Here is a 12,406-nt window from a genome sequence, read left to right on the forward strand (position 1 = left end):
TCAAGTCCCTCCTTTGGCTTGTGGCCCTCAAACGGCAGCCCGTACCATTACGTCTTTATTACCCTCGTAACGGTATTTATGCACCTGAAGGTCGCTGGTAGTCGGCCCCTGCTCGCTTTAAACTACATTCATCTCCACCTGATTTTTTGTTAAAAATAGCCCCAAAACACGTATATCGAGTCGAACGAAAGCTGTCCGACTGCTTGCTTTAGCATCTAACGGTTCTTCTCCAACCACTGCGCGGCATGATCCACCATGGCCCGTTGTTCTGCCAATACGCAGACTGCCTTTCCTACACGACCATGCTGATATGCATCGGGGCATTGCGCTTCAAACGAGGCTCCAATCGCTTCAAAATCGTCGGAATGATAGTTGATATCCTGGAATGCCTCCCACTCTGTTGTTCCCTGCAGCCTGCGTACTGGCGCGTGGGCCGTTACCACCTTCTTGCCTGCCCAATCCGCGCGGTATTCGCTAAGGTGAAAGGAAGTATTATTGCCATAGCTGCTGCCCAGCATAAGCACGTAAGCACCCGCTTCATATAATCGTGCTAGCGGCGAGGCTTCGCCCAAGCTATGATCGAGCGGATGGGATTGCATAAGTACCTTTGCGTCCCTGCCGCGAGCTGCAAACGAAACATGCGGATGACGGCTTCGGATAACCCCTTCTTGTTTACGAAACACTTCCGGAATAATCCCCATCCCTGATGTGATGGTCAGATCCGGATCATAGGGAGGCATGCCCTCACGGATCAAATCCCACCATTTCGGGTCGGCCGGCGGATTTCCCCATGTCTTCGGATCGGTTAAGTTCGCGGACTGCGTTGGCATTACCAGCGTCCCTTCTTCGCCTAACACGTCTTCCAGCGCCAATATAACCGCCTCAGGCCCCCCGACAATCCATCCGCCCACGCTCTTGAGCGAGGAATGGACGAGCAGGATCATTCCCTTCCGTACGCCCAGAGCGACCAGGTCATTACTTATATCCTTTATCGTAATCGGTCTTTCGATGATCAAGTGACTCATCTCCATTTTTAATTTCCTAATAAACACATGATTTATATCATACAACAAAAAAAAGCGCCTGTCCGAAGCCATGCCCCGGTCAGACGCCCTGGTGTTGAAGCTAAACCGATTAAACGCCAAGCCAGCGCTTAAACAGATGTTTGGTTGTGTCCTTGTTCATTTCCGCAATGGACGTCGTCAGCGGAATGCCCTTCGGACAAGAACGCACGCAGTTCTGCGAGTTGCCGCAGCCCTCGATGCCTCCGTCCTGCATCAGCGCTTCCAGACGCTCTTCCTTGTTCATCTCACCTGTCGGGTGAGCATTGAACAAGCGAACTTGGGAAATGGCGGCGGGTCCGATAAAGTCCGTTTTTTCGTTGACGTTCGGGCAAGCCTCAAGACATACGCCGCATGTCATACATTTGGACAGCTCGTAAGCCCACTGGCGCTTCTTCTCCGCCATTTTAGGTCCGGGGCCAAGGTCGTAGGTGCCATCGATCGGAATCCACGCCTTCACGCGCTTGAGGGCCGTGAACATACGACTGCGGTCGATAACCAAGTCTCTTACAACCGGGAACGTCTTCATCGGCTGAATCCGGATCGGCTGTTCCAGCTTATCGATCAGTGCCGCACACGCTTGGCGCGGCTTGCCGTTAATAACCATGGAGCAAGCTCCGCACACTTCTTCAAGGCAGTTGGAGTCCCAGCATACAGGTGCGGTGGTTTGACCCTGTGCATTTTTGGGATTGCGCTGAATTTCCATCAGCGCACTAATGACGTTCATGCCGGGACGGTACGGAATTTCGAATTCCTCAGTATAGGATTTCGTCTCCGGATTGTCCTGACGTGTAATGATAAATTTAACACTCTTTGAGGCGGCTGCCGTTTGAGACATCGTAAATCCCCCTTCCTTCTTACTTGTCTTTCGAATAGTCACGAATACGCGGCGGGATTAAGGAAACATCCACTTCTTCGTACGAAATCTGCGGTCCATCAGGCGTCCAGGTTGCTTTGGTTGTCTTGAGGAACTCTTCATCGTTGCGATCAGGGAAATCCGGCTTGTAGTGAGCGCCCCGGCTTTCGTTCCGGAGAAGCGCGCCCAGCGTCATGGCCTCGGACAACTCCAGCATGTTCCACAGCTGGCGTGTGAACGCCACTCCCTGGTTGTTCCAGCGGGAGGTATCCGTCATATTGATATTGCGGTAACGCTGCTTCAATTCCTTGATTTTGCCGATGGTAGCTTCAAGCTTGTCGTTGTAGCGAACAACCGTCATGTTGTTGGTCATCCATTCCCCGAGCTCTTTATGGATCACATAAGCATTCTCGGTTCCTTCCATTTTGAGCAGGCCTTCGTACTTGGTCGTTTGCTCTTTCGCTACGCGGTCAAATACGGTGGAGGAAACATCCTCAGCGGACTTCTTCAAGCCTTTGACATATTCAATCGCCTTCGGTCCGGCCACCATACCGCCGTAAATGGCGGAGACCAGGGAGTTCGCTCCCAAACGGTTCGCACCGTGATATTGATACTCGCATTCTCCGGCTGCAAACAGCCCGGGAATGTTCGTCATTTGGTTGTAATCGACCCACATGCCGCCCATGGAATAATGGACTGCCGGGAAGATCTTCATCGGGATTTTACGCGGATCGTCGCCCATGAATTTCTCATAGATCTCGATGATACCGCCAAGCTTTACGTCCAGTTCTTTCGGATCTTTATGGGAGAGGTCCAGGTAGACCATGTTCTCGCCATTGATCCCAAGTCCCATATCGACGCAGACGGAGAAGATTTCACGTGTAGCGATGTCACGCGGCACCAGGTTTCCGTAAGCAGGGTATTTCTCTTCGAGGAAATACCAAGGCTTGCCGTCTTTATAGGTCCAGATCCGTCCGCCTTCACCACGTGCCGATTCCGACATCAAGCGCAGCTTGTCATCGCCTGGAATAGCTGTCGGGTGAATCTGGATAAACTCGCCGTTCGCATAATGAACGCCTTGCTGATAAACGGCACTGGCCGCTGTTCCCGTATTGATCACCGAGTTGGTCGTTTTTCCGAAAATAATACCAGGACCACCGCTTGCGAGAATGACGGCTTCAGCTTTGAACGCCTTAATCTCCATCGAGCGCAGATCCTGGGCAGCGATACCGCGGCATACGCCTTCGTCGTCGATGATCGCATTCAGGAACTCCCAGTTCTCGTACTTGGTCACAAGACCCGCGGTTTCCCAGCGGCGAACCTGCTCGTCAAGCGCATAGAGCAGCTGCTGTCCGGTGGTTGCGCCGGCGAATGCCGTCCGGTGACGCTTCGTTCCCCCGAAACGGCGGAAATCGAGCAGACCTTCCGGCGTACGGTTAAACATAACGCCCATGCGGTCCATCAAGTGGATAATGCCTGGAGCCGCTTCACACATCGCTTTGACCGGAGGCTGATTCGCAAGGAAGTCGCCGCCGTATACCGTATCGTCAAAGTGCTCCCAAGGAGAGTCACCCTCACCTTTCGTATTGACGGCTCCATTGATGCCGCCTTGCGCGCACACGGAGTGAGAGCGTTTAACAGGTACAAGTGAGAATAGATGAACGTGAGCTCCTGCTTCTGCCGCTTTGATGGTTGCCATCAGCCCGGCGAGGCCGCCGCCCACTACAATAATATTAGATGCCATTTTTCGTTCACTCCCCTTAACTTAAGACTGTCTTAACTACATCGATCGCTGCTGTCGCCGCCTCGAATTCGGAACTGCGGAATGCTGTCATCGCCAGAACGAACAACACGCTCATCAATACGAACAAGCCCATGCAGATGTAAGTGGATACCTTCTGCGCGCGCGGACCGACGGTGATGCCCCAGCTAACGAGGAACGCCCACAGGCCGTTTGTAAAGTGGAAGACTGCCGACACAACACCGATTACGTACAGAGTAAACAGAATCGGATTGTTCATGATGCCGTGCATGGTCGCGCCCAAATCGTCATGCGTGATTTTGCCGATCATGATTTGGAAACGCGTATCGTACATATGCCAGATAACAAAAACGAACGTAATAACGCCGGTGATCCGTTGGATGGTGAAGCGGATGTTCCGTTCATAGTTGTAATTGCCTACGTTGTTATTCGCCTGGTAAGCGATGTATAACCCGTAGACGCCGTGATATAGCAGTGGCAGCCAGATCAGGAACAGCTCGAGGAAAAATATCAGCGGCATGCTGTTCAAAAAATGGACCGCGCTTGCAAAGCCTTCCTTTCCACCCTCGAAAGCCTTAAAGTTGGAAATCATATGGCTGAGCAAAAATGCTCCAAGCGGTATGACACCGAGCAAAGAATGCAGCTTTCTGGAATAATACCCTTTCATCAGTTGACGTTCCCCTTTCCAATGTGCAGCGTTTTCATTTTCAATCTTTCCTATTTTCAGAACAATTACACTTACCCTGTCCTAAAACCGATGCAACGACAAAAAGCTGCCTATTTCGGCAATCGTGTGAACAACTTGTGTCATGTTTCATGTTACTCCTTTTTTTCTTATAATGGAATTGCAATATAATTATTAATCGTTATAATCTATACGCATAAGCAATGTTTTGCACGCATGTCTATTTTATATAGGAGGAATTCCATGTTTGAAGAACTGGACATGTTCGCCGTCGTTGTAGAGCAATCCAGCATAAACCAAGCCTCCAAGCTGCTTAACTTGTCACAGCCAGCCCTGTCCAGGAAAATAGCCAAGCTGGAGGACCAACTCGGGCTGCAGCTGTTCAACCGCCGCGGCAAACGGCTGGAGCTTACCTCCATCGGACAGATTGTGTACACCTTTGCCTTGGAGCAGCGACAGCAGCAGATCAAATTCATGCAGACTTTGGCCCATTACCGGGAGGGGGATCAGATCTCGATCAACCTGGGGGCCAGCCTAACCACCCTTCAGACCACCTTGCCTCCACTCGTTAACGCATTCATGGAGCGTCATCCCGCGGCCGAAATCAAGCTGATCACGGGCAAGACCCATGAGATCGTTTCTTATGTAAGAGATAAACGGGTCGATGTCGGCATTGTCGCCTCCTCCATCAACCAGCCCGGTTTAAACTGCATTCCGCTGTTTGATGACCATCTTGAGCTTGTCATCCCATCTTCACACCCGCTGGCGGAGATCGAGGATGTCGGCATCGAGCAGCTTCAAGGCTTGCCGATGATCATTTTCTCAACCGGAACCTGGTACCGCAAGTTGACGGATGACCTGTTCCACCGCTGGGGCATTATGCCGGATATTCGGATGGAGATCGATTCCTTCGAAGCGATCGTCAGGCTCATCCCGACCTGCAAGGCAGCCGCGCTTCTGCCCAAATCCTATCTGAGGCCGCAGTTATTGTCCGATAACGGGCTTGTCGACATCCATATTCCGGCACTCATTGAAACCCGGCGCACAACTTCGCTGATCTACGGCCAAGCCTCGGAACTGAGCAAGGCGGCCAGCCGCTGGATTAACGAAACGGAAATCCTGTTCCGTAAGCTGGAGGAGGATAAAACGAAGAAAACCTGACGATAAACATGGGGACTGACCCCATGACCGTCAGGTTTTTTTCTTCTATATTTATTAGTTTTCGAGCATATTCACGACCTCAGACTCAAAGCGATCCACATTATCATTGGAGCCGATAACGACCATAATGTCGCCGGAGTTCACCACATCCATGGCTGTCGGCGCTACGATGATGCCGGATTGTTTATTCAGGGCCACCACGCTAACACCGTAGCGAACCCTCGTATTGAGCTCGCTAAGCGTTTTTCCGTCCATGCAGTCTGTGACCGTCATCTCCACAATCAGATAGTCCTTGGATAATTCGATATAGTCGAGCAAATTGGGCGTGACAAGCTGGTGAGCTACCCGGATCCCCATATCCCGTTCCGGAAAGATCACCCGGTCCACGCCCAGTTTCTCCAGCGCCCGGCCGTGCAGCACCGAAATCGCCTTGGCAACGACCATGGTGACACCAAGCTCTTTCAACAAGATGGCGGATAAGATGCTCATCTGAATATCGTTCCCGATCGCCACAATTCCGCAGTCGAAGTTACGGATACCGAGCGATTTAAGCACCTCTTCATCCGTAGCATCCGCCACCACCGTGTGCGTCAGCAGCTCGCTCATATCCTCAACCACCTCTTCACTTCGGTCGATGCCGAGCACCTCATATCCCTGTTCCATCAGTTCAAGCGCCAGGCTGGCGCCAAATCGTCCCAAACCGATGATTGCAAATTGCTTTGGTTTCATGTCTCTCCTGTACTCCTTATCCAATAATCATTTTGCCTTCCGGATGACGATATAATTCTTTACCCTTTTTTGGCCCTAATGCATAAGCAAGCGTCAAAGGCCCCAATCGCCCTGCAAACATCGTAATGCTGATCAAAATCTTCCCGAACCCCGTCAGATCAGGCGTTAAACCCATGGAGAGACCCACCGTACCGAAGGCGGATGTCGTTTCGAATAGGATCTCCAGGAAGCTCCCTTCCTCTGTCGTTGACAGAATCATCGATACGGTTAGAACGAGCAGCAAGGCCAGTAATGCAATGGTCAGTGCCTTCAGCACCCGTTCCTGGGCCAGGCGATAACGAAACATAACGATATCTTCACGCCCGCGCATCATGGCAATGACCGCCCCCACCATAATGGTGAAGGTTGTTGTTTTGATACCGCCCCCGGTTGACCCTGGCGATGCTCCGATAAACATCAAAATCACGATAAAAAATTGCGTGGCCTGTCTAAGCCCCGTAATATCTATAGTATTCGCGCCAGCTGTACGCGGCGTTACGGACTGGAATAACGCGCCGAAGAATTTTCCGCCCCAATTCAGGGAGCCGAGCGTCCTCGGATTGGTGAATTCAAATATAAGAATGACGATAAATCCAACCAGCAGCAAGGTAGCCGTCATGGTGAGCACCACTTTGGAGTGCAAGGAAAGTCTCCGCTGTTTCCGGAAATCAATCAGATCGGATAATACGATAAAGCCAATGCCGCCTGAGACAATCAAAAACATCACAACAAAGTTGACTACAGGATCGTAAACATACCCGGTCAAACTCCGAAAATCACCAAACAAATCGAAACCGGCGTTGTTAAACATCGTGACCGCATGAAAAGCGCCATAATAAATCGCTTGGCCGATCGGCATATCAAACGCCCAGCGGATCGATAGAATGACGGCACCGCAGGCCTCGATGATGAGAGAGTACAGCAACACTCTGCGAATCAGCCTTACGATTCCTTCCATCGAGGACTGATTCATCGCTTCTTGCAGAATGAGGCGATCCTTGAGCGATATGCGCCTTTTCAGAGCCAAGGCAAATAAAGTAGCCATCGTCATGAATCCGAGCCCGCCGATCTGGATCAGCATCATGATCACGACTTCTCCGAAGGAACTGAATGTCGTTCCTGTGTCCACCACAACCAGACCCGTTACACATGTTGCCGATGTCGAAGTGAACAAGGCATCGATAAATTCCAGCGGTTCACCTGTACTTGTGGAAATCGGCAGCATTAACAGCGCCGTCCCGATGAAGATAATAGCCGCAAAACCAAGCACGAGAATCTGCGGCGGAGACAACCTGAGCCAGTTCAATTTAGAGTTCAATCGGTCACCTTCTTAAAAAAAATCAAGAAAAAAAGACACTGGAAAACGCAGTGCCCTTTACGGTCTGGTTCCTGTGCAACAGCCTACGAGGTTAGCTGACGGATTCGGGCATTTCCACAGGTCGCCCTATTCATTATTCTAGGAATAATGAAATTCACCCCAATTACATGGTTCCCCCATTTTCAGTACGAAATTCGGCTGGAATATTCGGTTCCTTGAAGCATGATGTGATTATAACGCAATCCGGTACGTAACCCAATGCCGTTTTTCACCCAAAAAATCTTTAAAAGAGCGCGAATTGGGCATATTCAAGAATACAAGCATAGGGTTCTCTAACGTTTTCGAAACCTTTCATTCATTTTCATCGATTTGTTTCATTATTCCGGATATTGGGATAAGCTGCTTATGACTTTCATAACTATGTTATATTGACTCTATGCGTTCTTAATCAGGCATATCGAATACCAGTGGGAGTATAAAACTTTCCTAGAGGAGGAATTTCATGAATCGTGCAAGAGAGCCCTTGAAGCTGAAGCCCAATCTGAAGCAGCTCATCGCGCCTGCCGCAGTCGGCCTGATTCTGTTCCTATTATTTCAGGTGTTTCCGTCAACGAATCCGGATTCCGAGATGGCATCTCCGAATATCATATCCAAGGAGCAGGCTCGGCAAGCGGCTTCAAGCTTTGCTCAGGAGCATTTGCAGTTTACGGCTGCAAAAACGGATGACACATTGGTTACATATCAATCCAAATCGGAACTTTACGGATATCTGGCGAAGGAAAAGAAACTTTCGGAATACAACAAAACCTATGAAGCCAAATATCCCTATGACGTATACCGTGTTCGCTTTAGCGATCCGGGAGGCGATGCACTCAATGTGGACGTGCACATGCAAAATTCAGGCATCGTCGGCTTCTCTTATGATTTTGCCCGCTCCAGTTATGACCGGATTGAACTGAACAAGGGTAAAGTGCAGAAACAAATGCTCCTTGTCGTAGAGGACGGCATGACTTTGGCCGATAAGCAGCAGCTTGCCGAGCCTTGGCTCAAGCGTGCAGGCTATGACCTGTCGAGCCTTGAGCTGGTTACGCGGGAAGGGGAACCCCGGCTCCGATATGTGGACCCGGAATCCAAGATCGGCGATTCCCGATTGGAGCACCGTTTCACCTTCGAACATGGGAAATTACGCTCCTATGAGCCATCCTTCTCAGTCCCAGCCGCCCATTCCGCCTATGTCAACAAGCAGACTCAGGATGCAACGCTGCTGACACTCGTAGGGTATGGCCTGTTCACCCTCATCCTTGGCATTCTTGCGATTGTGTACAGCGTGAAGACCAGAGCTTATACGTCGTTTAAGCGCGGCCTGTTCCTATCGGTGCTGCTGTTTATCATTCAGATGCTGAATACGTATAATCTGATTCCCGTTTTCAAATCCGAGGGGATGTCGCAAACCGGTATACTCGGGATGATGATTTTCTATGCGGTCTATTCGCTCATCTTCTCTGCCCTGCTCTATTTCTCCCTGGTCGGGGGCAACGGGCTATGGCAAAAAGAAGACGGGCTCAATCCATGGCCACGCGCCAAAGAACCCGGATACGGACATTATGTACTGGACAGCATGAAGCTGGGATATATGTGGGCTTTCATCCTGCTTGGGGTCCAATCCATTATCTTTATCGTTCTGGGCTTAACCTTAAATACATGGTCCACCACGGATGCCACACAGTCTCCTTACAACATGCTCTATCCTTGGCTGTTTCCGCTGATGGCCTGGCTGGCCGGCATATCCGAGGAGGCCGTCTATCGACTGTTCGGTATCAAAATGGTGAAAAAGATCGTCCGCAATACGTTTGTGGCCAGTTTGATTACCTCGCTCATCTGGGCGCTCGGGCATACGCTTTATCCGATATACCCTGTAATTTCTCGGCCCATTGAACTGGTTATCATCGGCTTGCTGTTCAGCTACATCTTTTTGAAATACGGGTACTTGGCAGCCATGTTCTCCCATGTCATCTTTAATAGCATCTTGATGGGCATAAGCCTGGTCCTGCTCAAGGACACCACCAACTTGCTGATCGGTGCTTTTTACATGGTGCTTCCTGCGCTTGTCGCCTATGCGATTTACCGTTTCAATCCAACAAAAAAAGAGAAGCCGTATGTCACGACTCCTCCTCACGAAGTGCCTTAAGAATTTCCGTTGCTAATTTCTCACCGATTGAAAGGGGCTTGAAGTCTTCGACTGAAGCCTCTTTTATTTTTTTGACCGAGCCAAAATGCTTCAACAGCAGCTTCCGGCGCTTCTCTCCAATGCCCGGGATGGAATCCAGCTTGGAGGATACCATCGATTTGCCGCGCTGTTCGCGGTGGAAGGAAATCGCAAAACGGTGAACCTCATCTTGAATACGCTGCAGCAAATAGAACTCCTGGCTGTCCCGGGGCAGCGTAACCGGCTCCGCCGGGTCTCCGACCATGAGCTGCGCTGTTTTATGCTTGGCATCCTTTACAAGCCCGCAGACCGGGATAAACAATCCTAGCTCATTCTCCAGCACGTCGATGGCGGCGGAAATCTGTCCCTTCCCTCCATCGACTACAATCAGATCAGGAAGCGGCAAGTTCTCCTTCAAGACGCGCTCGTACCGCCGCCGAATCACTTCACGCATCGTATCATAATCGTCCGGTCCCAGCACGGTACGGATCTTGTACTTCCGGTATTCCTTCTTGTCCGGTTTCCCATTGGTGAATACGACCATGGCCGATACCGGGTTGGTCCCCTGGATGTTCGAGTTATCAAAAGCTTCGATCCGGTTCAACGACTGGAGGCCGATCACTTCGCCCAGATTCGCTGCTGCGACCGAGGTGCGTTCTTCATCGCGCTCAATCAAGCGGAATTTCTCGTCTAAGGATACCTTTGCATTATCCGACGCCATGCCTACCATCTGTTTCTTCAAACCACGCTGCGGCACATGCACCTTCACGCCGAGCCATTCCTGCAGGGCGGCAGCCCCTCCGGCTGCATCCACGATGCCCGCAGCTTCGGCCTGCTGCTCCTGTGCCTGGGCAAGGGCTGCCTGCTGCTCATCAGTTGTTCCTGTGGAAAGCGTATTCGCCGAATCCACGGCTTCCTCTGCGCTTAGCACACCTTCATCCGCAGCCGTTCCAGCAACCGACTCTGGAGCAGCCTCGTCTATCGACAGGGGCTCAGGCAGCAGAATTTCCTGCGGCAATGCAGGATTATCACTGTAATACTGGGCAATAAAAGACATGAAATCACTGTGCGCATCACCGTAGAACGGAAAAACGGACTTGTTGCGCTGTACCATTTTCCCTTGGCGCATGTACAGAATCTGTACGCACATCCAGCCTTTATCCACAGCATAACCGAATACGTCGCGGTCCCGCGTATCCGTCGTCGTAATCTTCTGCTTCTCCATTAGCGTATCGATATGGATGATCTGATCCCGCAATTCTTTGGCACGCTCGAAATACAAATCCTCCGCGGCCTCCTGCATCTTGCGCTGCAGTTCCTTCTTGATCTCCTCATGCCCACCGCTCAGGAATGAATTAATCTCCCCCGTGATCTGTTCATAAGCAGACTTTGGAATTTCCTTCACACATGGAGCCAAGCATTGTCCCATATGATAGTACAAGCACACTTCCTTTGGCATGACGCCGCATTTGCGTAAAGGGTACATCCGGTCCAGCAATTTTTTGGTCTGCTGTGCCGCATACGCATTCGGGTAGGGGCCAAAGTATTTGGCTTTATCTTTAAGCACCCTTCTGGTTACTTCCAGACGGGGATGCTCTTCATTCGTTATTTTAAGATATGGATAGGTTTTATCATCCTTCAGCAGCACATTGAATCTCGGCTGATGGGTTTTGATCAGGTTGCACTCCAGAATCAAGGCTTCCATGTTGCTGCCGGTCACAATATATTCGAAATCGCGGATTTCCGAAACAAGCATCTGGGTCTTCCCGTTATGGCTTCCGGTAAAATAAGAGCGTACCCGATTCTTCAGCACTTTAGCCTTGCCCACATAAATAATCGTGCCTTCATCATTCTTCATCAGGTAACAGCCGGGCTGGTCTGGCAGCAATGCCAGCTTGTGGCGGATATTCTCCATCGCCTTCTCCTGCTCCTGAAGCTGCTTGGCAAAATCGTCCATGCTATTCCTCCTCTCCAAGGAGATTATATAGTATTAACCATAAATATAAACCATTATAAATAACCACACAAAGCGCCTCCGGGTTTCACCGAAGGCGCTTTATGAAAGCAGATTGCAGTCTCTGACCCATCCTGCTTATTGATGTTTTGCAATGATGCCCTTCAAGGCTTCTTTGGAGTTCAAACCTACCACTTTATCGACAGGCTGGCCGTCTTTAAAGAAAATCATAGTCGGAATGCTCATCACGCCGAAACGTGCTGCGGATTCCGGATTCTCATCCACGTTCACCTTTGCAATTTTTACAGCATCACCAAGATCTGCGGACAGCTCTTCCAAAATCGGGGCAAGCATTTTACAAGGACCGCACCATGGCGCCCAGAAATCAACTACAACCGTTCCTTGACCTTCCACTTCACTTACGAAGGATTGATCGGTAACGTTTACGATAGCCATTATATTCTCCTCCTCACGGATAATTTTACATATAGTACGAACATCATTGTCGAACGGGTCGACGAATTTAGTATACCACAATCGGTCGGAAAAAGTGAAATATACTCACCTAAAGAAAGAGGATTTCAAGGGTTTTTTATGCAATCTTTACAAATGATTTGCGCATTGGGTATACTATC

At 50.3% G+C, this 12,406-nt stretch carries 10 protein-coding genes and 1 riboswitch; of the genes, 2 read left to right on the plus strand and 8 right to left on the minus strand.

Features of this window, described 5'->3' with window-relative positions; genetic code table 11:
• Nucleotides 1-215 precede the first annotated feature (215 nt).
• From ABEW73_RS26815 to ABEW73_RS26830, 4 genes are all read right to left on the minus strand, one after another.
• Nucleotides 216-1,016 (minus strand): aminoglycoside N(3)-acetyltransferase, encoded by an 801-nt coding sequence (locus ABEW73_RS26815; protein WP_430163579.1) that lies wholly within the window; start codon nt 1,014-1,016, stop codon nt 216-218.
• A 118-nt stretch (nt 1,017-1,134) separates the two neighbouring features.
• Nucleotides 1,135-1,899, minus strand: a complete 765-nt coding sequence (gene sdhB / locus ABEW73_RS26820; RefSeq protein ID WP_076324823.1) for a succinate dehydrogenase iron-sulfur subunit — start codon at nt 1,897-1,899, stop codon at nt 1,135-1,137.
• 19 nt (nt 1,900-1,918) lie between these two features.
• Complete coding sequence (sdhA, locus tag ABEW73_RS26825; RefSeq protein WP_076324824.1) at nt 1,919-3,661, minus strand: succinate dehydrogenase flavoprotein subunit; 1,743 nt, start codon at nt 3,659-3,661, stop codon at nt 1,919-1,921.
• 16 nt (nt 3,662-3,677) lie between these two features.
• On the minus strand, nt 3,678-4,346 hold the full coding sequence (locus tag ABEW73_RS26830) for a succinate dehydrogenase cytochrome b558 subunit (RefSeq protein WP_430163582.1): 669 nt from the start codon (nt 4,344-4,346) through the stop codon (nt 3,678-3,680).
• A 261-nt stretch (nt 4,347-4,607) separates the two neighbouring features.
• Between ABEW73_RS26830 and ABEW73_RS26835 the strand changes: the two genes are divergently transcribed.
• The gene (locus ABEW73_RS26835; protein ID WP_430163585.1) at nt 4,608-5,525 is read left to right on the plus strand and encodes a LysR family transcriptional regulator; all 918 of its coding nucleotides are present in this window, start codon (nt 4,608-4,610) and stop codon (nt 5,523-5,525) included.
• Between the two features lie 54 nt (nt 5,526-5,579).
• Here ABEW73_RS26835 and ABEW73_RS26840 read toward each other — a convergent pair whose 3' ends face one another.
• Both ABEW73_RS26840 and ABEW73_RS26845 read right to left on the minus strand, forming a co-directional pair.
• On the minus strand, nt 5,580-6,254 hold the full coding sequence (locus tag ABEW73_RS26840) for a potassium channel family protein (protein WP_098748857.1): 675 nt from the start codon (nt 6,252-6,254) through the stop codon (nt 5,580-5,582).
• A gap of 16 nt (nt 6,255-6,270) precedes the next feature.
• Nucleotides 6,271-7,611, minus strand: a complete 1,341-nt coding sequence (locus ABEW73_RS26845) for a TrkH family potassium uptake protein (RefSeq protein WP_430163588.1) — start codon at nt 7,609-7,611, stop codon at nt 6,271-6,273.
• A gap of 65 nt (nt 7,612-7,676) precedes the next feature.
• A riboswitch (cyclic di-AMP (ydaO/yuaA leader) is annotated at nt 7,677-7,821 on the minus strand.
• A 292-nt stretch (nt 7,822-8,113) separates the two neighbouring features.
• Between ABEW73_RS26845 and ABEW73_RS26850 the strand changes: the two genes are divergently transcribed.
• Nucleotides 8,114-9,799 carry a CPBP family intramembrane glutamic endopeptidase gene (locus ABEW73_RS26850; RefSeq protein ID WP_430163591.1) on the plus strand — a complete coding sequence of 562 codons (1,686 nt, stop codon included), beginning with the start codon at nt 8,114-8,116 and terminating at the stop codon, nt 9,797-9,799.
• Here the strand turns inward: ABEW73_RS26850 and uvrC are convergent.
• Entirely contained in the window at nt 9,771-11,774 is a 2,004-nt protein-coding gene (gene uvrC, locus ABEW73_RS26855; RefSeq protein ID WP_430163593.1) for an excinuclease ABC subunit UvrC, read from the minus strand. The two genes, ABEW73_RS26850 and uvrC, sit on opposite strands and share 29 nt — an antisense overlap.
• 135 nt (nt 11,775-11,909) lie before the next feature.
• Nucleotides 11,910-12,227, minus strand: a complete 318-nt coding sequence (trxA, locus tag ABEW73_RS26860; RefSeq protein WP_430163596.1) for a thioredoxin — start codon at nt 12,225-12,227, stop codon at nt 11,910-11,912.
• Nucleotides 12,228-12,406 lie beyond the last annotated feature (179 nt).

The sequence above is a fragment of the Paenibacillus lautus genome (assembly GCF_050482385.1).
GTDB classification, from domain to species: domain Bacteria; phylum Bacillota; class Bacilli; order Paenibacillales; family Paenibacillaceae; genus Paenibacillus_AQ; species Paenibacillus_AQ lautus_B.